This is a genomic window from Salmonella sp. FC25216 (assembly GCF_057751355.1).
The window spans coordinates 343,229-367,160 of sequence record NZ_JBDGON010000006.1; the positions used below are offsets into that span (position 1 = coordinate 343,229).

Genomic DNA, 23,932 nt, shown 5'->3' on the forward strand with positions numbered 1-23,932 from the left:
CGCCACATTGTGACTAACTCTGTGGATAAATACTATATATAGGGGGTGATCGATAAATGAAACGCTATATGGTGAGTATTCTAGTAGGGATTCTTTTGAGTACAAGAGTTGATTTTGGCGTTAAATTGCGGTTGCAAAAGAGTAAGAATCGCTAAATGCGCGTCTGATAAGGCCTGGAGAGGATGTCAACAATTCATAAAAAAAAATCAAAATTTGATCGAGTGCTGATTTCTTCATCGAAGAGAAAGATTGCGCCCGATGATCTGACGCAACCTTCATAAGAAAATTCTTTGACGTCACGCTTTTTTAGCGCGGGTATGCAACATGTAGTTAACGTCTACCCCGGGGCCGAGTTTAAAAGTATTGGTAATCGGGTTGTAGTGCAGCCCGGTGATATGTTGCTCCTTCAGGACGGTCTCATCTACCCAGCCTAACAGTTCAGCGGGCTTAATGAATTTCTTCACGTCGTGGGTGCCTTTTGGCACCATGCGCAGAATATACTCAGCGCCGACGACCGCCATCAGCCAGGATTTTCCGTTGCGGTTCAACGTTGAGAAAAACACCTCGCCGCCGGGTTTAACCAGTTGGGCGCAGGCGTGGACGACCGATTGCGGATCGGGAACGTGCTCCAGCATTTCCATACAGGTGACGACGTCGTACTGCTGAGCGTGTTTTGCCGCATGCTCCTCAACCGTCTCCTGCACGTACTCTACCTTGATACCGCTTTCCAGCGCATGCAGTTTGGCGACCTGCAAAGGCTCAAAGCCCATATCCAGCCCGGTAACGGTAGCGCCTTCGCGCGCCATGCTCTCCGCCAGAATACCGCCGCCGCAGCCGACATCAAGCACCTTTTTACCGAACAGGCCGCCGGAACGTTCGGCAATGTAGCCCAGACGCAGCGGGTTAATGCGGTGCAGCGGCTTAAATTCGCCTTCCAGATCCCACCAGCGTGACGCGACTGCTTCAAATTTGGCAATTTCTTCATGGTCAACGTTATGGCGTTCCGGCGCTTTTTCGGCATTCATAGGGGCTTCTACTCCTTATTTAGCAAGACGAATAAGTATATCAGGCATTCCCGGCGAATAAACGGTATTGGTTTACCTCAATCAACGCGGTTGTGTTATAATTTGCGACCTTTGAATCCGGGATACAGTAGAGGGATAGCGGTTAGATGAGCGACCTTGCGAGAGAAATTACACCGGTCAACATTGAGGAAGAGCTGAAGAGCTCCTATCTGGATTATGCGATGTCGGTCATTGTTGGCCGTGCGCTGCCGGATGTCCGAGATGGCCTGAAGCCGGTACACCGTCGCGTACTTTACGCCATGAACGTATTGGGCAATGACTGGAACAAAGCCTATAAAAAATCTGCCCGTGTCGTTGGTGACGTAATCGGTAAATACCATCCCCACGGCGATTCCGCAGTGTATGACACCATCGTTCGTATGGCGCAGCCATTCTCGCTGCGTTACATGCTGGTGGATGGTCAGGGTAACTTCGGTTCTATTGACGGCGACTCCGCGGCGGCAATGCGTTATACGGAGATCCGTCTGGCGAAAATCGCCCACGAACTGATGGCCGATCTCGAAAAAGAGACGGTGGATTTCGTGGATAACTATGACGGCACGGAAAAAATTCCGGACGTCATGCCGACCAAAATTCCGAATCTGCTGGTCAACGGTTCGTCCGGTATCGCAGTAGGTATGGCGACGAATATCCCGCCGCACAACCTGACGGAAGTGATTAACGGCTGCCTGGCGTATATCGACAACGAAGACATCAGCATTGAAGGGCTGATGGAACATATTCCGGGGCCAGATTTCCCGACGGCGGCCATTATCAACGGTCGTCGCGGTATCGAAGAGGCCTACCGCACCGGTCGCGGTAAAGTGTACATCCGCGCCCGTGCGGAAGTTGAAGCTGACGCGAAAACGGGCCGTGAAACCATCATCGTGCACGAAATTCCCTATCAGGTGAACAAAGCGCGCCTGATCGAGAAAATCGCCGAGCTGGTGAAAGATAAACGCGTGGAAGGCATCAGCGCGCTGCGTGACGAATCCGACAAAGACGGGATGCGCATCGTGATTGAAGTGAAACGCGATGCGGTGGGCGAGGTGGTGCTTAACAATCTCTACTCCCAGACCCAGCTACAGGTTTCCTTCGGTATTAACATGGTGGCGCTGCATCACGGCCAGCCGAAGATCATGAACCTGAAAGATATCATTTCAGCGTTCGTGCGCCACCGCCGTGAAGTGGTGACGCGTCGTACTATTTTTGAACTGCGTAAAGCCCGTGACCGTGCGCATATCCTTGAAGCTCTGGCGATTGCGCTGGCGAACATCGACCCGATCATTGAGATGATCCGTCGCGCGCCAACGCCGGCGGAAGCGAAAGCGGCGCTGATCTCGCGTCCGTGGGATCTGGGCAACGTCGCTGCGATGCTGGAACGCGCCGGTGATGACGCGGCGCGTCCGGAATGGCTGGAGCCAGAATTTGGCGTGCGTGACGGTCAGTACTACCTGACTGAACAGCAGGCGCAGGCGATTCTGGATCTGCGTTTGCAGAAACTGACCGGCCTGGAGCATGAGAAACTGCTCGACGAATACAAAGAGTTGCTGGAGCAGATTGCTGAACTGCTGCACATTCTGGGCAGTGCCGATCGCCTGATGGAAGTGATCCGCGAAGAGATGGAGTTAATTCGCGAGCAGTTCGGCGATGAGCGCCGTACCGAAATCACCGCCAATAGCGCCGATATTAATATCGAAGATCTGATTAGCCAGGAAGATGTTGTCGTGACGCTGTCTCACCAGGGTTACGTCAAATATCAACCGCTGACGGATTACGAAGCGCAACGTCGCGGCGGGAAAGGTAAATCTGCCGCGCGTATTAAAGAAGAAGACTTTATCGACCGTCTGCTGGTGGCCAACACCCATGACACCATCCTCTGCTTCTCCAGCCGGGGCCGTCTGTACTGGATGAAGGTCTATCAGTTGCCGGAAGCCAGCCGTGGCGCGCGCGGTCGTCCGATCGTCAACCTGCTGCCGCTGGAAGCCAACGAACGTATCACCGCGATTCTGCCGGTTCGTGAGTACGAAGAAGGCGTGAACGTCTTTATGGCGACCGCCAGCGGTACAGTGAAGAAAACGGCGCTGACCGAATTCAGCCGTCCGCGTTCCGCCGGTATTATCGCGGTGAACCTCAACGACGGCGACGAACTGATTGGCGTTGACCTGACTTCTGGTTCTGACGAAGTCATGCTGTTCTCGGCCGCGGGTAAAGTGGTGCGCTTCAAAGAAGACGCCGTCCGTGCGATGGGGCGTACTGCGACCGGTGTGCGCGGTATTAAGCTGGCGGGAGACGATAAAGTGGTCTCTCTGATCATCCCACGCGGCGAAGGCGCTATTCTGACCGTAACGCAAAACGGCTACGGGAAGCGTACCGCAGCGGACGAGTACCCGACCAAGTCTCGTGCGACGCAGGGCGTTATCTCTATCAAAGTGACTGAGCGCAACGGTTCCGTTGTCGGCGCGGTACAGGTAGACGATTGCGACCAGATCATGATGATCACGGATGCCGGTACTCTGGTGCGTACCCGTGTGTCCGAGATCAGCGTAGTCGGACGTAATACCCAGGGCGTTATCCTTATCCGCACGGCGGAAGATGAAAACGTGGTGGGTCTGCAACGCGTTGCTGAACCGGTAGATGACGAAGAACTCGACGCCATCGACGGCAGCGTGGCGGAAGGGGATGAGGATATTGCCCCGGAAGCGGAAAGCGATGACGACGTTGCGGATGACGCTGACGAGTAATGTTATTGCTGTGCGAGGGCCGGATATCCGGCCCTTTTTCTTTGCCGTTGCGGGCTACGTCATTTACCGCTACCTTAGTCACACTCTATTTACATCCTGAGGCGGAGCTTCGCCCCTTTGAAATACCTTGCTTCCTTTCGAACCACGCTGAAGGTCTCACGCTACTTATTCAGAGCGCTGGCGTTACTCATTTGGCTCTTAATCGCCTTTGTTTCGGTGTTTTACATCGTCAATGCCCTGCACCAGCGGGAGTCTGAAATTCGTCAGGAGTTCAACCTTAGCTCCGATCAGGCGCAGCGTTTTATCCAGCGCACGTCGGACGTGATGAAAGAGCTCAAATATATCGCCGAGAACCGTTTAACGGCGGAAAACGGCGTCATGTCGTCGCGTGCGCGTGATGACAAAATGGTGGTGCCGGATTTTGAACCGCTATTCGCCGACTCTGACTGTGCGGCAATGGGCTCCGCCTGGCGCGGTTCGCTGGAGTCACTGGCCTGGTTTATGCGTTACTGGCGCGACAACTTTTCTGCGGCGTATGATCTTAACCGCGTTTTCCTGATTGGCAGCGATAATCTCTGCATGGCGAATTTCGGCCTGCGTGAAATGCCCGTGGAGCGCGATGATGCGTTAAAAGCGCTGCATGAGCGGATTATGAAATACCGCAACGCGCCGCAGGAAGAAAGTGGGAATAACCTTTTCTGGATAAGCCAGGGTTCGCGTCAGGGCGTGGGCTATTTTTATGCGCTGACGCCAGTGTATCTGGCCAACCGTCTGCAGGCGCTGCTGGGCGTCGAGCAGTCCATCCGCATGGAAAATTTTTTCACGCCGGGCAGTTTGCCGATGGGCGTCACCATTATTGATGAGAACGGCCATTCGCTGATTTCATTGACCGGTCCTGATGGCAATATTAAAGCGGAACCGCGCTGGATGCAGGAGCGTTCCTGGTTTGGTTATACGCCGGGTTTTCACGAACTGGTTCTTAAAAAAAGCCTGCCGCCATCCTCGCTGAGTATTGTCTATTCTGTGCCGGTAGATTTAGTCCTGGAGCGTATTCGTATTCTTATCCTGAACGCTATCCTGCTGAACGTGCTGGTGGGCGCAGGGCTGTTTACGCTTGCGCGGATGTATGAGCGGCGCATTTTTATTCCGGCGGAGAGCGATGCTCAGCGTCTGGAAGAGCATGAACAGTTCAACCGTAAAATCGTTGCCTCTGCGCCGGTGGGGATCTGTATTCTGCGCACTATTGATGGTGTCAATATTCTGAGTAACGAACTGGCGCACACCTATCTGAACATGCTCACGCATGAAGACAGACAGCGCCTGACGCAAATCATTTGCGGCCAGCAGGTCAACTTCGTTGATGTATTGACCAGTAATAATACCAATTTGCAAATTAGCTTCGTACATTCCCGCTATCGCAATGAAAACGTTGCGATTTGCGTGTTGGTAGATGTGAGTACGCGCGTCAAAATGGAAGAGTCGCTGCAGGAGATGGCGCAGGCGGCGGAGCAGGCAAGCCAGTCTAAATCCATGTTCCTTGCGACCGTCAGCCATGAATTGCGCACGCCGCTGTACGGCATTATCGGTAATCTCGATCTGCTGCAAACCAAAGAGCTGCCAAAAGGCGTGGATCGTCTGGTCACGGCGATGAATAACTCCTCCAGCCTGTTGTTGAAAATTATCAGCGACATTCTCGACTTCTCGAAAATCGAGTCGGAACAGCTAAAGATTGAGCCACGCGAATTTTCACCACGAGAGGTAATGAATCATATCACCGCCAATTATCTGCCGCTGGTGGTGCGTAAGCAGCTCGGCCTGTATTGTTTTATTGAGCCTGACGTGCCGGTATCGCTGAACGGCGACCCGATGCGTTTACAGCAGGTCATTTCAAACCTGTTGAGCAACGCCATTAAGTTTACCGATATTGGCTGCATCGTGCTGCATGTGCGCTGTGACGGCGATTATCTCAGCATTCGCGTGAGGGATACCGGCGTCGGTATTCCGGCGAAAGAGGTGGTTCGCCTGTTCGATCCCTTCTTCCAGGTGGGAACCGGCGTACAACGTAACTTTCAGGGGACCGGTCTGGGGCTGGCGATTTGCGAAAAATTGATCAGCATGATGGACGGCGATATTTCCGTTGATTCGGAGCCTGGCATGGGAAGCCAGTTTACGCTGCGCATCCCGCTTTATGGCGCGCAATACCCTGTGAAAAAGGGCGTGGAAGGACTCGCCGGAACCTGCTGTTGGCTGGCGGTGCGCAATACTTCTTTGTGCCAGTTTATTGAGACCAGTCTGGCGCGTAGCGGCGTTCATACGCAGCGTTATGAAGGACAAGAACCCGCCGCGGACGATATTTTGATTGTCGATGATGCGCTGGAGCATACCTGGCAGGGGAGGGCGGCGGTCGTCTTTTGCCGCCGTCATATCGGGATTCCGTTGGAAAGAGCGCCGGGCGAGTGGGTGCATAGTGTAGCGTCGGTGCATGAGTTGCCCGCGCTGTTGGCGCGTATCTATAGTATTGAGCTGGATAGTGAAGCGCTTTCCAGCGCATTGCCGACGGCGGATAAAACCGCAGATTCAAATGACGACATGATGATTCTGGTCGTTGACGATCATCCGATCAATCGCCGTTTGCTGGCCGATCAACTGGGATCACTGGGGTATCAGTGTAAGACAGCCAATGATGGCGTGGACGCCCTGAATGTGCTGAGTAAAAATTCTATCGATATTGTTCTGAGCGATGTGAACATGCCGAACATGGACGGCTACCGTCTGACGCAGCGTATCCGTCAGCTTGGGCTGACGCTGCCGGTAGTCGGCGTGACGGCGAACGCGCTGGCGGAAGAGAAACAACGTTGCCTGGAGTCCGGTATGGATAGCTGTTTGTCGAAGCCTGTGACGCTGGATGTGTTGAAACAGACGCTGGCGGTATATGCCGAGCGGGTACGTAAAACGCGGGTATAAAAAATGCCGGATGGCGGCGTTGCCTGATCCGGCCTACAAAAGATGCATCAATTGGTAGGCCTGATAAGCACAGCGCCATCAGGCATAGTAACCTGAAAGCGATTTATTCTTTGTCTGTCGGACTCAGAGTGACGGAAGAGAGATAGTTGAGCAGCGCGATATCATTCTCTACGCCCAGTTTCATCATCGCCGATTTCTTCTGGCTGCTGATGGTCTTAATACTGCGGTTGAGCTTCTTGGCGATTTCGGTGACCAGGAAACCCTCGGCGAACAGGCGTAATACTTCGCTCTCTTTTGGCGACAGGCGTTTATCCCCGTAACCGCCTGCGCTGATTTTCTCCAGCAGACGAGAAACGCTTTCCGGGGTGAATTTTTTGCCTTTTTGCAGCGCGGCCAGCGCCTTAGGCAGATCGGTCGGCGCACCCTGTTTGAGTACAATCCCTTCAATATCGAGATCCAACACGGCGCTCAGAATCGCCGGATTGTTGTTCATGGTCAGAACGATAATAGACAGGCTCGGAAAATGACGCTTGATGTACTTGATCAAGGTGATCCCATCGCCGTATTTATCTCCCGGCATGGAGAGGTCCGTGATCAATACATGCGCATCTAATTTCGGCAAGTTATTGATCAATGCTGTGGAATCTTCAAATTCGCCGACAACATTCACCCACTCGATTTGTTCAAGTGATTTGCGAATACCGAACAGTACAATCGGGTGGTCATCGGCAATAATTACGTTCATATTGTTCATGTATTGGGCTACCTTGCTACAGCAAGCTTTTGACGTAGGCGTCAATGTCGCTGATATATTTTTCTATACCTGGAGCATCTTTCTCACGAATCAGATGTTCCAGCGTTTCACATAACTGCTTGCCGGGTACCAGATTAAGCATGGCAAACACCCCTTTCAGGCGGTGGGCCGTTTGGGCCAGCGCAGCGAAATCGCTGGTTGCCGCCTCAGTATACAACCTCTTAACATCATCCGGTACTGTGTCTACAAATAGCGCATAATAACCGCTGGCATGAAGCTCGGCATTTTCATCTCCGCCGAGCGGGGAGGCGGGAATCTCTTCCTGCGCCAGTTGCTCTTCGATAAGTTGTAGTACAGCTTCCTGCATAGCATTGCTCATATTAAAGTTGACGCGCAACTGGCCCGGGCCAATTTTCCGCACGCCTGACTCATCATCGCTTAAAAGCAAGCCGGAGGCAGTAAGATTAGACGGATTATCCGTTAAAAAGAGATCATATTCTTGACTTATCTGCCGTTCATCCGGCGTGATGCAGGTGGCGCCCCAGTTTTCTAACTGACGCAGCACAATCGCGCGGACCTCGTTGGATGTCACATCGACCATCACGCTGACGTCGTCCAGCAGGCGCTCTTCGACCTGAGTATGCTGATCGTGAGGAAGCATTTTGACATGAACGGTATAGCGCGTGCCTAGCGTTTCTCGCGCTTTAATGTTGAGATGACCGCCCAGTTTGCGCGCCAGTTGATTGCATAGCCAGAACGTGAGCGGATTCGCTTTGCCGTAACGATCGCCCTGAGTTTCATTCATATACGGGAAATGCAGATTATCAATCTCGTTTAACGTTACGCCTTCGCCCGTATCCAGAATACGGAAAGTCAGACGCTCCGTGATAGATTCATCCTGCTCAACTTCAAGCGTAATCTTACCCATAGCGGTCGTTGTAACGGCGTACTGAATCAACAATAGCAAAATCCGGCGCAGGGCATCGCGATCGCCCCAGCGCTCATCGTTACCGCTAAGGTGGTTATTAATCAGCAGTTGCAGCCCTTTACGCTTTATGGCGGGCAGCACTTCCGGCACGACTTCGTCAATAAGATCCTGAAGGGAGAACAGCGTTGCTTCGCTTTTCCATGCGTCATTTTCCAGCATATTCGCCAGTTGGATTTCATCGATCATACGTACCAAAACATCCGCTTGATCCACCAGTTTCAGGCTTTCCGGCGTGGTGGCCGCTGCGGCGTTAACCGCCAGTTGGCGTACGGGCTCTTTAAGCGTGTTGCTGATATTTTGCATAAAGGCGGCGCGCCCCTGCTGATTCTTCTCATACAGACGTTGCGCCTGTTTAAGCTTCTTATTCACCAGTACTTCCCGGTCCTGATCGCGAATAATAAAGATCTGCGTGCGGGGAGCGACCTGGCTACGAAACAGACGGATCTCATACAGTTCGTTGTTAATCGTCGCCTGAATCACGCCCTGATGCTGCTCCGCCATGCTGGTAATATTTTGCAGGTTGAGATGCGGCAATAGATGATCGGCGATTTTATTGCTGATCACGGTGCGGTTTCCTTCCTGATCGTAGACCAGCAAACCCAGCGGCAGCAGAGAAACGATCTCTTCATTAATGGCGCGTAAGACGCGAAGCTCGTTATTCGCCGCGCTGCCGGATGTTGATTCCGTCGTCCGTCCCGGCTGATGGCGAAACGTGGCGTAGCCAAATAACGCTAACGCCAGCAGCCCGATGTTCAGCAGTAAAGGCAGCAGAATATTTTGCAGCGTATCAAGTAAAAGCGTACCGAATGGCACCTGCCAGATCAGGCGCATTCCGGTAGAGTTCAGTGCTGAGGAGATCTCAATTTTTGAACCGTTAAAGCTAATACTGACGCTATCAGGCGCTTCCTTTTCACTGTTTCGTCCCGTCGCCTGGGTTGCGTCAGGCTCGATTCGAAAACTGTCCAGCGGCATTCCCGGCGGAATTAAATCATTAATGGGCAGATCAAACGCCACCACGGTTGCCAGATGTCCCGGCTGATTGAAGGTCGTGCGCAGCGTAAAATAGTGACCGTTTTGCCAGGCCAGTTTTCGTAATGAGGAGAAACTTTCGCGCTCATCCAGCGCATTCGCCTGCTGCAACATCTCTGCCCGACGGGAATCTACGATATTGCCAATAGTGGACTCTTTAAAGCCGGAAGAGAGATCTTTCAACGGTAGGGTGGAGATAAGAATCAGGCTGTTATCCTGTCCGTTGAGGTAATACATTGACCACGGTACATTTTCCGCGCCCCACAGCGTATCAAGATAGGTTGACATACGCTGCGTCATTTCCAGCGTGGCGCTGTCATGGGAGCCGAAAATCAGCGCTTCAGTTTTACGCCGCGGCTTTTCAAGATAGTACACATCCTGCTTCAGACGCGTTTCCTGAAGCCCTTCACCTGTCGATGGCGTAGTGGTCGCGGCGATGTTGTCATAAATTTGCCAGGTGACATACCGCCAGGTATCTACGCGTTTATGAATAGCGTGGGTAATATCGACAATTTGATAGCTTTTGTCTTTTAACCAGGCGTTGACGGCGCTCTGTACCATAACGCCCATCGTTACCAGCAGCACAATGATCAGCAATAAGAAGAAACGGGTAATGCTTCCCGGTAGAAGGGAGAATCGGGTAGAGACCGTTGTGTCAGACTGACTCATTTATGTTTACGACCTGTAAAAGCAACGCTGAAGGTGAAAGGGCAGTATAAAGGGTAATGAATGAATTTCCAGACTCTTACGTCATGCCGGACAACTTAACACGCGCTCTGTCGGTGTAGCGGGAAAAGCGTACAATATTCTCGGGGCGGTACAAATATAAAGATGGCTTATAATTATTTAGCACTAAATATCAAGAAATTATTTGATAATGGATAACAGCTTGAAGGGAAGATAGTAGTGAATAACCGTGATAGTTTTAGGCGGGTAGCATAGAACAGTCGATTTTGTGTAAAAAAGCGTAAAAAAAACCGAATGCGAAGCATCCGGTTGAAATAGGGGTAAACAGACATTCAGAAATGAATGACGGTAATAAATAAAGTTAATGATGATAGCGGTCACTATTTTAGTTGCGAATGAAGATTCTGTTTTATCATTCAGTGCTATGAATTTTATGAATTTAACCTGTTGATTTTAAAAGACTTGCAAATATATTTTATCTATTTGTGCTTATTTTAACTTGATTTTTGCTTTAAAAAAGTTCCGTAAAATTCATATTTTGAAACATGTATGTGGATAACTGTAACATCTTAAAAGTTTTAGTATCATATTCGTGTTGGATTATTCTGTATTTTTGCGGAGAATGGACTTGCCGACTGGTTAATGAGGGTTAACCAGTAAGCAGTGGCATAAAAAAGCAATAAAGGCATATAACAGAGGGTTAATAACATGAAAGTTAAAGTACTGTCCCTCCTGGTACCGGCTCTGCTGGTGGCGGGCGCAGCGAATGCGGCTGAAATTTATAATAAAGACGGCAACAAATTAGATCTGTTTGGCAAAGTAGATGGCCTGCACTATTTCTCTGACGACAAAGGCAGCGACGGTGATCAGACCTACATGCGTATCGGCTTCAAAGGCGAAACGCAGGTTAACGATCAGCTGACCGGCTATGGCCAGTGGGAATATCAGATTCAGGGCAACCAGACTGAAGGCAGCAACGACTCCTGGACGCGTGTGGCGTTTGCGGGTCTGAAATTCGCTGACGCAGGCTCTTTCGATTATGGTCGTAACTACGGCGTAACCTATGACGTGACCTCCTGGACCGACGTTCTGCCGGAATTCGGTGGCGACACCTACGGTGCTGACAACTTTATGCAGCAGCGCGGTAACGGCTACGCGACCTACCGTAACACCGACTTCTTCGGCCTGGTGGATGGCCTGGACTTCGCGTTGCAGTATCAGGGCAAAAACGGCAGCGTGAGCGGTGAAAATACCAGCGGTCGCAGCCTGCTGAACCAGAACGGCGACGGTTACGGCGGATCGTTGACTTATGCAATCGGCGAAGGTTTCTCTGTTGGTGGCGCTATCACCACGTCTAAACGTACTGCCGATCAGAACAACACCGCTAACGCTCGCCTGTATGGTAACGGCGATCGCGCTACGGTCTACACCGGCGGCCTGAAATACGATGCGAACAACGTCTATCTGGCGGCGCAGTATTCTCAGACCTATAACGCGACCCGTTTTGGTACCTCTAACGGCAGCAGCCCGTCTACCTCTTACGGTTTTGCCAACAAAGCGCAGAACTTTGAAGTCGTAGCTCAGTACCAGTTCGACTTTGGTCTGCGTCCGTCCGTAGCTTACCTGCAGTCTAAAGGTAAGGACATCAGCAACGGTTACGGCGACAGCTATGGCGACCAGGACATCGTAAAATACGTTGATGTCGGCGCGACTTACTACTTCAACAAAAACATGTCCACCTATGTTGATTACAAAATCAACCTGCTGGATAAAAACGACTTTACCCGCGATGCGGGCATCAACACCGACGACATCGTAGCGCTGGGTCTGGTTTACCAGTTCTAATCAGCAAAAAGATGTTGCTAAAGGGCCTGCGGGCCCTTTTTTCATACCTTATTCCGGCGTACAAATACGACGTTTTGATATACGCTTGCGTCCATTCGAATGAGGATAATCAGCGATGAAAATGAAATTTTGCCGGGCCGTGCTTCTGGCGACCACTTTTTTATTCATGGGTTGCGACGAGGCTCCCCAAACGACGACAACGTCACCTGCCGCTCAGGTGCTGGAAGGTAAAACGATGGGCACCGTCTGGCGGGTGAGCGTGGTTGGCATCGATGCGAAACGCGCCGCAGAGTTACAGACGAAAATCCAGACTCAGCTTGATGCTGACGATCAGTTGCTCTCTACTTACAAAAAAGACTCCGCGCTGATGCGTTTTAACCATTCACGCAGTCTTGCGCCCTGGCCGGTCAATGAAGCCATGGCGGATATCGTGACCTCGGCGCTGCGTATTGGCGCGAAGACGGATGGCGCGATGGATATCACCGTGGGCCCGTTGGTCAATCTGTGGGGATTTGGGCCGGATCGGCAGCCGCTGCATATCCCAGCACAAGCGCAAATCGATGCGGCAAAAGCGAAAACAGGCCTGCAGCATTTGCAGGTTATCGACAGGGCCGGACATCAGTTTTTGCAAAAAGATCTGCCGGATCTTTATGTTGATCTCTCAACGGTCGGGGAGGGCTATGCGGCGGATCATCTGGCGCGTTTGATGGAGCAGGAGGGCATCGCGCGTTATCTGGTCTCGGTGGGCGGCGCATTAAGCAGTCGCGGGATGAATGCGCAGGGGCAGCCGTGGCGTGTCGCGATTCAGAAACCGACCGACCGGGAAAACGCGGTACAAGCGATTGTGGATATCAACGGGCATGGTATCAGTACCTCCGGCAGCTACCGCAACTATTATGAGCTGGATGGCAAGCGCGTATCACACGTTATCGATCCGCAAACGGGACGCCCCATTGAACATAACCTGGTATCGGTCACGGTCATCGCGCCAACGGCGCTGGAAGCAGACGGCTGGGACACCGGCCTGATGGTGCTCGGTACGAAAAAGGCGAAAGAGGTCGTGCGGCGGGAAGGACTGGCGGTCTTTATGATCATGAAAGAGGGCGAAGGCTTTACAACCTGGATGTCGCCGCAGTTCAAAACGTTTCTGGTGAGCGATAAGAATTAAAACGCAAGATTGCGGGTTTTTGTGGGCGGATTTACGGACACACTGCATGTAAGCAAGCACTATGCTTAATGAAGGAGTCTATGATGAAAAAAGCGTTACTCACCGATGATGAATGCTGGCAACGGGTGCTGGCGCGCGATGCCAGCGCGGATGGGCGTTTCGTTTTTGCGGTGCGAACCACGGGCGTTTTTTGCCGTCCCTCTTGCCGCTCGAAACGGGCGTTACGCAAAAATGTTCGCTTTTTTGCCAACGCGCAGCAGGCGCTGGACGCCGGTTTTCGTCCCTGTAAGCGCTGTCAGCCGGATAACGCGCGCGCGCAGCAACGGCGGTTGGATAAGATTGCCTGCGCCTGCCGTTTACTTGAGCAGGAGGCGTCGGTGACTCTGGAATCCCTGGCGCAGACGGTGGCGATGAGTCCGTTTCATCTGCACCGTCTGTTTAAAGCGAGTACCGGAATGACGCCGAAAGAGTGGCAGCAGGCGTGGCGCGCCCGTCGGCTGCGTGAGGCGTTGGCGAAAGGAGAGCAGGTCACGGCGGCTATTTACCGCGCCGGCTTCCCGGATAGCAGTAGCTACTACCGTCATGCCGACCAAACGCTGGGCATGACGGCAAAACAGTTTCGCAAAGGTGGCGATAATGTCTCCGTTCGCTATGCGCTGACGGACTGGGTTTACGGACGGTGTCTGGTGGCGGAGAGCGAGCGGGGGATTTGCGCGATTCTCCCCGGTGATAGCGATGATGCGCTACTGGCTGAATTACACACCCTTTTCCCGGCGGCCCGCCACGAACCTGCCGACGCGCCTTTTCAGCAACGGGTGCGGCAGGTTGTCGCGGCTATCAACACACGCGATGTGCTGCTCTCGTTGCCGCTGGATATCCAGGGAACCGCGTTTCAACAGCAGGTCTGGCAAGCGTTACGCGCGATTCCCTGCGGTGAAACGGTGAGCTATCAACAGCTTGCCGCGACTATCGGCAAACCCACGGCAGTGCGCGCGGTCGCCAGCGCGTGCGGCGCGAATAAACTGGCGATGGTGATCCCGTGTCATCGGGTCGTGCGCCGCGATGGCGCGCTCTCCGGTTATCGCTGGGGTGTGCGTCGAAAAGCGCAGCTATTAAAGCGAGAAGCGCAAAAAGAGGAGTAGCGATGCTGGATCTATTTACTGATGAAGTGCCCTGGCAAGAGCCGCTGGCACCTGGCGCGGTGGTGTTGCGCCGTTTTGCTTTTCGCGCGGCGCAGTCGCTGTTAGACGATATCGGGTTTGTCGCCAGTCAGTCTCCGTTTCGTCAGATGGTGACGCCGGGCGGCTACACCATGTCGGTGGCGATGACCAACTGCGGCGGGTTAGGGTGGACCACCGATCATCACGGTTATTGTTATTCTGTGCGCGATCCGTTGACCGATAAACCCTGGCCTGCGCTGCCGTTATCGTTTGCCAGCGTATGTCGTCAGGCGGCGATCGCAGCGGGGTATGAGAGCTTCCAACCGGACGCCTGCCTGATCAATCGCTACGCGCCCGGCGCAAAGCTGTCTTTACATCAGGATAAAGACGAGCCGGATCTGCGCGCGCCTATCGTCTCAGTTTCGTTGGGGGTACCGGCCGTTTTTCAGTTTGGCGGCCTGCGTCGCAGCGATCCGCTCCAGCGGATCTTACTGGAGCATGGCGATATCGTAGTCTGGGGCGGCGAGTCCCGGCTGTTTTATCATGGTATCCAGCCGCTTAAAGCGGGCTTTCATCCCATGACAGGTGAATTTCGTTACAATCTCACCTTCCGTCAGGCGGCTGAAAAAGAATAAAAATAAGAATTATTATTGCTGTGCAGGTGGAGTTAGTTAAACTGCGGGCTGTTATTATCGGTCCGGGTTGTATGCATGGAACTTCTTATTCTTGTCTGGCGGCAGTACCGCTGGCCATTTATTAGCGTGATGGCGCTGAGCCTCGCCAGCGCGGCGCTGGGCATTGGCCTGATCGCGTTTATCAATCAGCGCCTGATTGAAACGGTGGATACCACAGTCATGGTGCTGCCGGAATTTCTCGGTCTGCTCCTGTTGCTAATGATCGTCACATTAGGTTCCCAACTGGCGCTAACCACTCTGGGACACCATTTCGTTTACCGCCTGCGCAGCGAATTTATCAAGCGTATTCTGGATACGCACGTTGAACGTATTGAACAACTGGGCAGCGCCTCTTTACTGGCCGGTCTGACCAGCGATATTCGCAATATTACTATCGCCTTTGTGCGTCTGCCTGAGCTGGTGCAGGGCATTATCCTCACCGTCGGTTCGGCGGCGTATCTGGCGATGCTGTCGACAAAAATGCTGCTGGTTACGGTTATCTGGATGGCTGTCACTATCTGGGGCGGATTCGTGCTGGTGGCGCGGGTTTACCAGCATATGGCGACCCTGCGCGAGACTGAAGATAAGCTGTACAACGACTATCAGACAGTGCTGGAAGGACGCAAGGAGCTGACGCTAAACCGCGAGCGCGCAGAGCAGATTTTTCAGCAATGCTATACCCCGGACGCCAAAGAGTACCGTCATCACATTATCCGTGCCGATACTTTTCACCTGAGCGCCGTCAACTGGTCGAATATCATGATGCTGGGGGCGATAGGCCTGGTCTTCTGGATGGCGAATAGTCTCGGCTGGGCGGATACCAACGTCGCGGCGACCTATTCACTGACGTTGCTGTTCCTGCGCACGCCGCTACTGTCTGCGGTGGGGGCGTTGCCAACGCTACTGACCGCCCAGGTGGCGTTTAATAAACTGAATAAATTCGCGCTCGCCCCGTATAAGCCTGATTTTCCGCAGCCGAAAGCCTTTCCGCACTGGAAGACGCTGGAGCTGCGCAACGTGGTTTTTCACTACCAGGATAACGCGTTTTCCGTGGGGCCCATCAATCTGATGATTCACCGCGGCGAACTGCTGTTTTTAATTGGCGGCAACGGTAGCGGGAAATCGACACTGGCCATGCTATTGACCGGTTTGTATCAGCCGCAATCGGGAACGATTTTACTTGATGGTCAACCTATTGCCGCCGGGCAACCGGAAGATTATCGCAAACTGTTTTCTGCGGTGTTCACCGATGTCTGGTTATTCGACCGCCTGTTGGGGCCGCAGGGGAAACCCGCGAATCCCGCGCTGGTCGATAAGTGGCTTGAGCACCTGAAAATGACGCACAAGCTGGAACTAAACGACGGGCGCATTTTGAATCTTAACCTGTCGAAAGGGCAAAAAAAACGCATTGCGCTACTACTGGCGCTGGCGGAAGAGCGCGATATTATTTTGCTGGATGAGTGGGCCGCCGATCAGGACCCGCATTTCCGCCGGGAGTTTTATCAGGTACTGCTGCCGTTAATGCAGGAAATGGGGAAAACCATTTTCGCCATCAGCCATGATGATCACTATTTTATTCACGCCGATCGTCTGCTTGAAATGCGTAACGGACAGCTAACAGAACTCACCGGCGAAGAACGTGACGCCGCCTCGCGTGATGCGGTAGCGCGCACCGCGTAATGCGACTATGGCGCCGGATGAACTGCCTGATGGCGCTGCGCGTCGCCATCAGGCATTAAGTTATTTTTCTGCGGCGGGCGAGCGGGTTTCCAGAAGTGTTTTAAAAAGAACCCCGCAGCGCTACGTGAGCCGGAGCGTTCAGATGCCCGGTAAGCGTGACCGGGCAGCATAACATTATCGCGCTACGGCGTTCTGTACGTTAGCGTCCGCTTTCCAGAGGCGGTATTTCACGTCCACATTCGCCGGGGTATATACCACGATCGGCAGCTTGCTGTTGTAGCGCAGCATCCCATCTTCACCCAGCCAGGCGGTGACGAATTTTTGCTCTTTCTTACCTTCAGGGCAGGCCATCATGGTCGATACCGGAGAAGTGACGTTATCAAAGACATAATAGTCATAGCCCCAGCCTTCCAGCGTTTTTGTTTCCAGCTTGCCGCCGAGTCGATGCTGGTTACAATCCACATTCAGTGTTTGACCAATCAACAGTTCTACTTTGAGGGTAGATTCATCCTGCTGGGGGGGAAGGGTAATCACTTGCCGCTTCATTCCTTTTTCCGCCTGCGGATAGGGGGCGATTTTCTCCAGCGGCTGGGCGGTATCGCCATTGGCAGCCCAGGCAGAAGCGCTGGCGAGGGCGGCGAAGACGACGGCAGGGACAAACATCTTCATTTTATTGTTCACAGTATTTCCTTTCTGCTGTTTTCTGTATGCACGGGCGACAGACTAACACATTCATATTATCTATTAATCTGTATTTACTCATACTTTAAAGATTATTAATAAAATAGGGTCTCTTTATCCAGTGGAATATTCTGATAGTATCAATATAAGTGATATTATCGGCTGTTTGTGATTTTCGTTATATAATTATCTATATAACTCATTGAAATGAGAGAAAAAGCACGTTCACTGGCCCTTACCCAACACTCTTTTGATCCGGCAACAGCATTTACCTCTATCGGGGTATGCATCTCTTACACATTCTGAAATATCTTATTTACAAAAATAACTACTCATAAATTGTACGGTTTTTATTGTTATTCACCCCTATGGAAGCGTGTCGTTATGGAAGGGCGATATCATGGCTGATTTATCCCGTCGAAGCATGTTGACCGGCAGTTGGCGCAACGCCAGCAATGGGATTCTTCCGCCGTGGGCCAGAGAAACGACCTATTTTCTCGCACATTGTCTGCGTTGCGACGCCTGCATCCAGGCGTGTGAGACCGACATCCTGCAGCGAGGGGCGGGGGGATATCCGAGCGTAAATTTCAAACAGGGCGAGTGCAGCTTTTGTTATGCCTGCGCGCAAGCCTGTACCGAATCTCTTTTTCTTCCGCGCCACACCAGGGCCTGGGATCTGATTTTTACGCTCACAGAAAACTGCCTCGCCAGGCAATCGGTTGAATGCCATCGTTGCCAGGACAGTTGTGAACCTATGGCCATTACTTTTCGTCCCACATTATCCGGCATTTACCAGCCGCAGCTTGACCCGCAGGCCTGTAACGGATGCGGGGCGTGTGTGGCTATCTGTCCCGTGTCAGCCATCAAAGCGGAGAACCCCCATGCACACTAACTGGCAGGTCTGTAGTCTGGTCGTGCAGGCCAAAAGTCAGAATATCGCCGCCATTGGCGCACAGTTGAAGACGTTGCCGGGTTGCGAAGTCGCGTTAAGCGATGTTGAAAGTGGGCAACTGATCGTGGTGGTGGAAGCAGATCAGAGCGAAGCGCTGATGCAAACAATTGAGTCAGTACGTAATGTTGAGGGCGTACTGGCGGTGTCGCTGGTTTATCACCAGCAGGATGAGCAAGGTGAGGAAACACCATGAAACTCAGTCGTCGTAGCTTTATGAAAGCTAACGCCGTTGCGGCCGCTGCGGCGGCTGCCGGTCTGAGCGTGCCGGGCGTCGCCCGCGCCGTTGTCGGGCAGCAGGAAGCCATCAAATGGGATAAAGCGCCGTGCCGTTTTTGCGGAACGGGTTGCGGTGTGTTGGTGGGAACGCAGCAGGGCCGTGTGGTCGCCTGCCAGGGCGATCCCGACGCGCCGGTCAACCGTGGTCTGAACTGCATTAAAGGCTACTTCCTGCCCAAGATCATGTACGGTAAAGATCGTCTGACGCAGCCGATGCTGCGCATGAAAGACGGCAACTATCACAAAGACGGCGAGTTTACGCCCGTGAGCTGGGAACACGCCTTCGATGTGATGGAAGAGAAGTTTAAAACCTCCCTGAAAGAGAAAGGACCAGAAGCGATCGGCATGTTTGGCTCTGGTCAATGGACCATCTGGGAAGGCTATGCCGCCGCGAAGCTGTTCAAGGCTGGTTTCCGCTCTAACAACATCGACCCGAATGCGCGTCACTGCATGGCCTCGGCGGTGGTGGGCTTTATGCGCACCTTTGGTATGGATGAACCGATGGGCTGCTACGACGATATTGAGCAGGCCGATGCGTTTGTGCTGTGGGGTTCCAACATGGCGGAGATGCACCCGATTTTATGGTCGCGCATCACTAACCGCCGTTTGTCCGACCCGAACGTGAAGGTCGCCGTCCTCTCCACCTTCCAGCACCGTAGCTTTGAACTGGCGGACAACGGTATTGTCTTTACCCCGCAAAGCGATCTGGTGATCCTTAACTATATCGCTAATTACATTATTCAGAACAACGCGGTAAATCAGGATTTCTTCACAAAGCATGTGAATCTGCGTAAAGGGGCGACGGATATCGGCTACGGCTTACGCCCGACGCACCCGCTGGAAAAAGCGGCGAAGAATCCGGGCTCCGACGCTTCCGAGCCGATGAGCTTCGACGAGTATAAAGCCTTCGTGGCGGAATATACTTTGGACAAGACGGCTGAAATGACCGGCGTGCCGAAAGATCAACTGGAACAGTTGGCGCAGCTCTACGCCGATCCGAATAAGAGAGTGATCTCTTACTGGACGATGGGTTTTAACCAGCATACTCGCGGCGTGTGGGCGAATAACCTCGTCTACAACCTGCATCTGCTGACCGGAAAAATCTCCCAGCCTGGCTGCGGTCCCTTCTCGCTGACCGGCCAGCCTTCCGCCTGCGGTACGGCACGTGAAGTGGGAACCTTCTCACACCGTCTGCCAGCAGACATGGTCGTGACGAACGAAAAACACCGCGATATCTGCGAAAAACACTGGCAGATCCCCGCTGGCACTATTCCGGCAAAAGTGGGTTTACACGCGGTGGCGCAGGATCGCGCGCTGAAAGACGGCAAGCTGAACGTCTACTGGGTAATGTGTAATAACAATATGCAGGCCGGGCCGAACATCAATGAAGATCGGATGCCGGGCTGGCGCGATCCGCGTAACTTTATCATTGTCTCCGATCCTTACCCGACGGTGAGCGCGCTGTCTGCGGATCTGATCCTGCCGACCGCCATGTGGGTTGAGAAAGAAGGCGCTTATGGCAACGCCGAACGTCGTACGCAGTTCTGGCGTCAGCAAATTAAAGCGCCGGGCGAAGCTAAATCCGACCTCTGGCAACTGGTACAGTTCTCCCGTCGTTTTAAAACCGAGGAGGTCTGGCCGGAGGCGTTGCTGGCCCAGAAGCCGGAGCTGCGCGGTAAAACACTGTATGACGTCCTGTTTGCCACGCCAGCGGTCAGCAAATTCCCGCTGAGCGAGCTGAAAGAGGATCAGTTAAACGACGAATCCCGAGAAGTGGGCTTCTATCTGCAAAAAGGGCTGTTTGAAGAATACGCCTGGTTTGGACGCGGCCACGGTCACGATCTGGCGCCGTTCGACGATTACCATAACGCGCGCGGTCTGCGCTGGCCGGTCGTCGAAGGCAAAGAGACGCAATGGCGTTACAGCGAAGGCAACGACCCGTACGTAAACGCGGGGGAAGGGTACAAATTCTACGGTAAACCGGATGGCAAAGCGGTGATCTTCGCGCTGCCATTTGAACCCGCGGCGGAGTCGCCGGACAACGAGTACGATCTGTGGCTTTCCACCGGTCGCGTGCTCGAACACTGGCATACCGGCAGTATGACGCGCCGCGTGCCTGAATTGCATCGCGCCTTCCCGGAAGCGGTGGTCTTTATCCACCCGCTGGATGCGAAAGCGCGCGATCTGCGTCGTGGCGATAAGGTTAAAGTGTCGTCCCGCCGCGGCGAAGTGATTTCGATTGTCGAAACGCGTGGACGTAACCGTCCGCCGCAGGGACTGGTGTATATGCCGTTCTTCGATGCCGCTCAGCTAGTGAACAACCTGACGCTGGATGCGACGGACCCGCTCTCTAAAGAGACGGACTTCAAGAAGTGCGCCGTTAAACTGGCGAAGGTGTAACGCGTTATGTCCCGTACAGCGAAACCCCAAAATGGCCGCCGCCGCTTTCTGCGTGATGTTGTGCGCACTGCGGGCGGGCTGGCGGCAGTTGGCGTGGCGCTGGGCTTGCAACAGCAAACCGCGCGCGCAACGGGTGTGCGGCTGCGTCCGCCAGGCGCGCTGAATGAAAATGTCTTCGCCAGCGCCTGTGTGCGCTGCGGGCAGTGCGTTCAGGCGTGTCCATACGACACGCTAAAACTGGCGACGCTGGCCTCCGGGTTATCGGCAGGTACGCCCTATTTCGTCGCTCGCGACATCCCCTGCGAAATGTGTGAAGACATTCCGTGCGCCAAAGTCTGCCCCAGCGGGGCGCTGAATAAAGATATCGCCTCCATTGATGACTCGCGCATGGGGCTGGCGGTGCTGCTGGATCAGGAAAACTGCCTCAACTTTCAGGGGCTGCGCTGCGACGTTTGTTACCGCGAATGCCCGAAAATCGATGAGGCCATCACGCTGGAGCTGGATCGCAACATGCGCACCGGCAAACATGCGCGCTTTCTGCCCACCGTACACAGCGACGCCTGTACCGGCTGTGGTAAATGCGAAAAAGTCTGCGTACTGGAGCAACCAGCGATAAAAGTGTTGCCGTTGTCATTGGCGAAAGGGGAGTTAGGACACCATTACCGCTTCGGCTGGCTGGAGGGGAAAGATGGCAAATCGTAAACGCGACGCCGGGCGAGAAGCGCAGGCGAAAAAAGGCTGGTGGCGTAGCCACCGTTGGCTGGTGTTACGTCGTATAAGCCAGTTTATGGTGCTGGGGATGTTTCTCAGCGGCCCGTGGCTGGGTTTTTGGGTTCTGCATGGCAACTACAGCAGTAGCTTGCTGTTCGATACCCTCCCGTTGACCGATCCGCTGATTACCCTGGAAAGTCTCGCCAGTGGACATCTTCCCGCTACCGTGGCGCTGACGGGGGCAGTGATTATCACTGTGCTGTATGCGCTGGCGGGAAAGCGAGTATTTTGCAGTTGGGTTTGCCCGCTAAACCCCGTTACCGATTTGGCTAACTGGATGCGCAGGAAATTTGACCTGAATCAGTCGGCGACGATTCCACGCCATATACGGTACGTCCTTCTGGTGGTGGTGTTAATCGGTTCTGCGTTGACCGGCACGCTGCTGTGGGAATGGATTAATCCCGTGTCGCTGTTAGGCCGTAGTCTGGTTATGGGATTTAGTAGCGGCGCGTTGCTTATTATTGCTTTGTTTTTATTTGATTTATTAGTCGTTGAGCACGGTTGGTGCGGTCATATTTGCCCGATGGGCGCGCTGTATGGCGTGCTGGGCAGTAAAGGCGTAGTGACCGTGACGGCCAAAAAACGTGAGAAATGTAATCGCTGTATGGATTGTTTTCATGTTTGCCCGGAACCGCATGTGCTGCGTGCGCCGGTGCTGGATGAGCAAAGCCCGGCGCAGGTAACTCACCGCGACTGCATGACCTGTGGCCGCTGCGTGGATGTCTGTTCTGAGGATGTTTTTACAATAACTATACACAAAATCATTTAGGATGCGTCGAGGCGGCAAGTGAATGCGTCCCAAGAGCGTACGAGTAGTACGTGACTGGGGTGAATGAACGCAGCCAACAAAGAGGCAGCTTGAAGGATGAAGTGTATACGCGATGGAGTTCGGGAGCGAAATAATGAAAAGCCATGACCTGATGAAAGCGCTGTGTCAATGGATGGCCACGCTTGCCCTGGTGGTAAGTGGTGCGGTTTGGGCGGCAAACGGAGTGGATCTGAGCCAGTCGCCGGAAGTATCCGGGACGCAGGAAGGGGCGATTCGTATGCCGAAAGAGCAGGAGCGTATGCCGCTAAATTACGTCAACCAGCCGCCGATGATCCCGCACAGCGTCGAGGGCTACCAGGTGACTACCAATACCAACCGCTGTCTGCAATGCCACGGCGTGGAAAGTTATCGTACGACGGGCGCGCCGCGTATTAGCCCGACGCACTTTATGGACAGCGACGGTAAAGTGTCGGGCAACGTCGCGCCGCGTCGTTATTTCTGCCTGCAGTGCCACGTACCGCAGTCTGATACCGCGCCGATTATCGACAATACCTTTACCCCCTCGCAAGGTTACGGGAAATAAGAGGTCATTATGGAAAATTCTAACCGTAAACCCGGCTGGATAAAGCGCGTCTGGCGGTGGTGGCGCAGTCCCAGCCGTCTGGCGCTGGGGACGCTGCTGTTAATCGGTTTTATCGGCGGCATCATCTTCTGGGGCGGCTTCAATACCGGGATGGAAAAGGCCAACACCGAAGAGTTTTGTATTAGCTGCCATGAAATGCGCAACACGGTGTATGAGGAATATATGGAAACCGTCCACTACAACAACCGTAGCGGCGTTCGCGCTACCTGTCCTGACTGCCATGTGCCGCATGAGTGGGGGCCGAAGATGATCCGTAAGATCAAAGCCAGTAAGGAACTGTACGCGAAGGTATTTGGACTGATAGATACACCGCAGAAATTTGAAGCTCATCGCCTGACGATGGCGCAAAATGAGTGGCGGCGTATGAAAGACAACAACTCGCAGGAATGCCGTAACTGCCACAATTTCGACTTTATGGATCTGACCGCGCAAAAAGGCGTCGCGGCGAAAATGCACGATCAGGCGGTAAAAGACGGGCAGACTTGTATCGATTGTCACAAAGGGATCGCGCATAAACTGCCGGATATGCGTGATGTTAAACCAGGTTTCTGACAGGACGTTGATGAGTGGGAATGCTTGAAGCCAGAGAACTGCACTGCGAGCGGGACGAGAGGACGCTGTTTCGCGGGCTGTCGTTCACCGTGGATGCCGGGGAGTGGGTGCAGGTCACCGGCGGCAACGGC

Annotated in this window: 19 protein-coding genes and 1 pseudogene; 15 read left to right on the top strand and 5 right to left on the bottom strand. The window is 53.4% G+C overall.

What is annotated here, in order from left to right; all coding sequences use genetic code 11:
* Positions 1-296: 296 nt before the first annotated feature.
* Positions 297-1,025, bottom strand: a complete 729-nt coding sequence (gene ubiG / locus AC3G3F_RS14675; protein WP_023248479.1) for a bifunctional 2-polyprenyl-6-hydroxyphenol methylase/3-demethylubiquinol 3-O-methyltransferase UbiG — start codon at positions 1,023-1,025, stop codon at positions 297-299.
* Between the two features lie 146 nt (positions 1,026-1,171).
* On the opposite strand from ubiG, the gene gyrA reads away from it, so the two are divergent.
* Complete coding sequence (gene gyrA / locus AC3G3F_RS14680; protein WP_001281275.1) at positions 1,172-3,808, top strand: DNA topoisomerase (ATP-hydrolyzing) subunit A; 2,637 nt, start codon at positions 1,172-1,174, stop codon at positions 3,806-3,808.
* A 117-nt stretch (positions 3,809-3,925) separates the two neighbouring features.
* Positions 3,926-6,772 carry a two-component system sensor histidine kinase RcsC gene (gene rcsC, locus AC3G3F_RS14685; RefSeq protein ID WP_053530057.1) on the top strand — a complete coding sequence of 949 codons (2,847 nt, stop codon included), beginning with the start codon at positions 3,926-3,928 and terminating at the stop codon, positions 6,770-6,772.
* Between the two features lie 103 nt (positions 6,773-6,875).
* On the opposite strand, the gene rcsB is transcribed toward rcsC, so the two are convergent.
* Positions 6,876-7,526 (bottom strand): response regulator transcription factor RcsB, encoded by a 651-nt coding sequence (gene rcsB / locus AC3G3F_RS14690; protein ID WP_001061919.1) that lies wholly within the window; start codon positions 7,524-7,526, stop codon positions 6,876-6,878.
* A 16-nt stretch (positions 7,527-7,542) separates the two neighbouring features.
* Positions 7,543-10,212, bottom strand: a complete 2,670-nt coding sequence (rcsD, locus tag AC3G3F_RS14695) for a phosphotransferase RcsD (RefSeq protein ID WP_023248477.1) — start codon at positions 10,210-10,212, stop codon at positions 7,543-7,545.
* 726 nt (positions 10,213-10,938) lie between these two features.
* Here rcsD and AC3G3F_RS14700 point away from each other — a divergent pair.
* From AC3G3F_RS14700 to AC3G3F_RS14720, 5 genes are all read left to right on the top strand, one after another.
* Positions 10,939-12,075 carry a porin OmpC gene (locus AC3G3F_RS14700; RefSeq protein WP_488395223.1) on the top strand — a complete coding sequence of 379 codons (1,137 nt, stop codon included), beginning with the start codon at positions 10,939-10,941 and terminating at the stop codon, positions 12,073-12,075.
* 115 nt (positions 12,076-12,190) lie between these two features.
* Positions 12,191-13,243, top strand: a complete 1,053-nt coding sequence (gene apbE, locus AC3G3F_RS14705; protein WP_023248475.1) for an FAD:protein FMN transferase ApbE — start codon at positions 12,191-12,193, stop codon at positions 13,241-13,243.
* An 80-nt stretch (positions 13,244-13,323) separates the two neighbouring features.
* Positions 13,324-14,385 (top strand): bifunctional DNA-binding transcriptional regulator/O6-methylguanine-DNA methyltransferase Ada, encoded by a 1,062-nt coding sequence (ada, locus tag AC3G3F_RS14710; protein WP_044136400.1) that lies wholly within the window; start codon positions 13,324-13,326, stop codon positions 14,383-14,385.
* Positions 14,386-14,387: 2 nt separating this feature from the next.
* Positions 14,388-15,038, top strand: coding sequence for a DNA oxidative demethylase AlkB (gene alkB, locus AC3G3F_RS14715; protein WP_023248473.1), 651 nt, complete (start codon positions 14,388-14,390; stop codon positions 15,036-15,038).
* Between the two features lie 75 nt (positions 15,039-15,113).
* The gene (locus tag AC3G3F_RS14720) at positions 15,114-16,757 is read left to right on the top strand and encodes a multidrug ABC transporter permease/ATP-binding protein (RefSeq protein WP_488395225.1); all 1,644 of its coding nucleotides are present in this window, start codon (positions 15,114-15,116) and stop codon (positions 16,755-16,757) included.
* A gap of 174 nt (positions 16,758-16,931) precedes the next feature.
* Here the strand turns inward: AC3G3F_RS14720 and eco are convergent, their stop codons facing one another.
* Both eco and AC3G3F_RS14730 read right to left on the bottom strand, forming a co-directional pair.
* Positions 16,932-17,426 (bottom strand): serine protease inhibitor ecotin, encoded by a 495-nt coding sequence (eco, locus tag AC3G3F_RS14725; protein ID WP_053507833.1) that lies wholly within the window; start codon positions 17,424-17,426, stop codon positions 16,932-16,934.
* Between the two features lie 167 nt (positions 17,427-17,593).
* Entirely contained in the window at positions 17,594-17,728 is a 135-nt protein-coding gene (locus tag AC3G3F_RS14730; protein WP_488395227.1) for a hypothetical protein, read from the bottom strand.
* A gap of 110 nt (positions 17,729-17,838) precedes the next feature.
* Here AC3G3F_RS14730 and napF point away from each other — a divergent pair, with 110 nt between their 5' ends.
* The 8 genes and pseudogenes from napF to AC3G3F_RS14770 form a co-directional block, all read left to right on the top strand.
* Positions 17,839-18,330: a ferredoxin-type protein NapF gene (gene napF / locus AC3G3F_RS14735; protein WP_023248470.1), complete on the top strand. Its 492-nt coding sequence runs from the start codon at positions 17,839-17,841 to the stop codon at positions 18,328-18,330.
* Complete coding sequence (napD, locus tag AC3G3F_RS14740) at positions 18,320-18,583, top strand: chaperone NapD (protein WP_053507744.1); 264 nt, start codon at positions 18,320-18,322, stop codon at positions 18,581-18,583. Before napF ends, napD begins: the two co-directional genes overlap by 11 nt.
* A complete protein-coding gene (napA, locus tag AC3G3F_RS14745; RefSeq protein ID WP_053530061.1) occupies positions 18,580-21,066 on the top strand; it encodes a nitrate reductase catalytic subunit NapA in 2,487 nt (828 codons plus the stop codon). The genes napD and napA overlap by 4 nt, the downstream gene beginning before the upstream one ends.
* Before the next feature lie 6 nt (positions 21,067-21,072).
* A complete protein-coding gene (napG, locus tag AC3G3F_RS14750) occupies positions 21,073-21,768 on the top strand; it encodes a ferredoxin-type protein NapG (protein ID WP_000091679.1) in 696 nt (231 codons plus the stop codon).
* Complete coding sequence (gene napH / locus AC3G3F_RS14755; RefSeq protein ID WP_023248466.1) at positions 21,755-22,606, top strand: quinol dehydrogenase ferredoxin subunit NapH; 852 nt, start codon at positions 21,755-21,757, stop codon at positions 22,604-22,606. Before napG ends, napH begins: the two co-directional genes overlap by 14 nt.
* Before the next feature lie 133 nt (positions 22,607-22,739).
* The gene (gene napB, locus AC3G3F_RS14760; RefSeq protein ID WP_000835182.1) at positions 22,740-23,189 is read left to right on the top strand and encodes a nitrate reductase cytochrome c-type subunit; all 450 of its coding nucleotides are present in this window, start codon (positions 22,740-22,742) and stop codon (positions 23,187-23,189) included.
* Positions 23,190-23,198: 9 nt separating this feature from the next.
* Positions 23,199-23,801, top strand: a complete 603-nt coding sequence (gene napC / locus AC3G3F_RS14765) for a cytochrome c-type protein NapC (protein ID WP_000431778.1) — start codon at positions 23,199-23,201, stop codon at positions 23,799-23,801.
* Between the two features lie 20 nt (positions 23,802-23,821).
* Positions 23,822-23,932, top strand: a pseudogene (locus AC3G3F_RS14770) (cytochrome c biogenesis heme-transporting ATPase CcmA); the annotation flags it as partial.

Excerpts from the sequence above, each read along its gene's own strand:
- ubiG (WP_023248479.1), bottom strand. The coding sequence starts at position 1,025 with ATGAATGCCGAAAAAGCGCCGGAACGCCATAACGTTGACCATGAAGAA.
- gyrA (WP_001281275.1), top strand. The coding sequence starts at position 1,172 with ATGAGCGACCTTGCGAGAGAAATTACACCGGTCAACATTGAGGAAGAG.
- rcsB (WP_001061919.1), bottom strand. The coding sequence starts at position 7,526 with ATGAACAATATGAACGTAATTATTGCCGATGACCACCCGATTGTACTG.
- rcsD (WP_023248477.1), bottom strand. The coding sequence starts at position 10,212 with ATGAGTCAGTCTGACACAACGGTCTCTACCCGATTCTCCCTTCTACCG.
- AC3G3F_RS14700 (WP_488395223.1), top strand. The coding sequence starts at position 10,939 with ATGAAAGTTAAAGTACTGTCCCTCCTGGTACCGGCTCTGCTGGTGGCG.
- apbE (WP_023248475.1), top strand. The coding sequence starts at position 12,191 with ATGAAAATGAAATTTTGCCGGGCCGTGCTTCTGGCGACCACTTTTTTA.
- ada (WP_044136400.1), top strand. The coding sequence starts at position 13,324 with ATGATGAAAAAAGCGTTACTCACCGATGATGAATGCTGGCAACGGGTG.
- alkB (WP_023248473.1), top strand. The coding sequence starts at position 14,388 with ATGCTGGATCTATTTACTGATGAAGTGCCCTGGCAAGAGCCGCTGGCA.
- AC3G3F_RS14720 (WP_488395225.1), top strand. The coding sequence starts at position 15,114 with ATGGAACTTCTTATTCTTGTCTGGCGGCAGTACCGCTGGCCATTTATT.
- eco (WP_053507833.1), bottom strand. The coding sequence starts at position 17,426 with ATGAAGATGTTTGTCCCTGCCGTCGTCTTCGCCGCCCTCGCCAGCGCT.
- AC3G3F_RS14730 (WP_488395227.1), bottom strand. The coding sequence starts at position 17,728 with ATGCATACCCCGATAGAGGTAAATGCTGTTGCCGGATCAAAAGAGTGT.
- napF (WP_023248470.1), top strand. The coding sequence starts at position 17,839 with ATGGCTGATTTATCCCGTCGAAGCATGTTGACCGGCAGTTGGCGCAAC.
- napD (WP_053507744.1), top strand. The coding sequence starts at position 18,320 with ATGCACACTAACTGGCAGGTCTGTAGTCTGGTCGTGCAGGCCAAAAGT.
- napA (WP_053530061.1), top strand. The coding sequence starts at position 18,580 with ATGAAACTCAGTCGTCGTAGCTTTATGAAAGCTAACGCCGTTGCGGCC.
- napG (WP_000091679.1), top strand. The coding sequence starts at position 21,073 with ATGTCCCGTACAGCGAAACCCCAAAATGGCCGCCGCCGCTTTCTGCGT.
- napH (WP_023248466.1), top strand. The coding sequence starts at position 21,755 with ATGGCAAATCGTAAACGCGACGCCGGGCGAGAAGCGCAGGCGAAAAAA.
- napB (WP_000835182.1), top strand. The coding sequence starts at position 22,740 with ATGAAAAGCCATGACCTGATGAAAGCGCTGTGTCAATGGATGGCCACG.
- napC (WP_000431778.1), top strand. The coding sequence starts at position 23,199 with ATGGAAAATTCTAACCGTAAACCCGGCTGGATAAAGCGCGTCTGGCGG.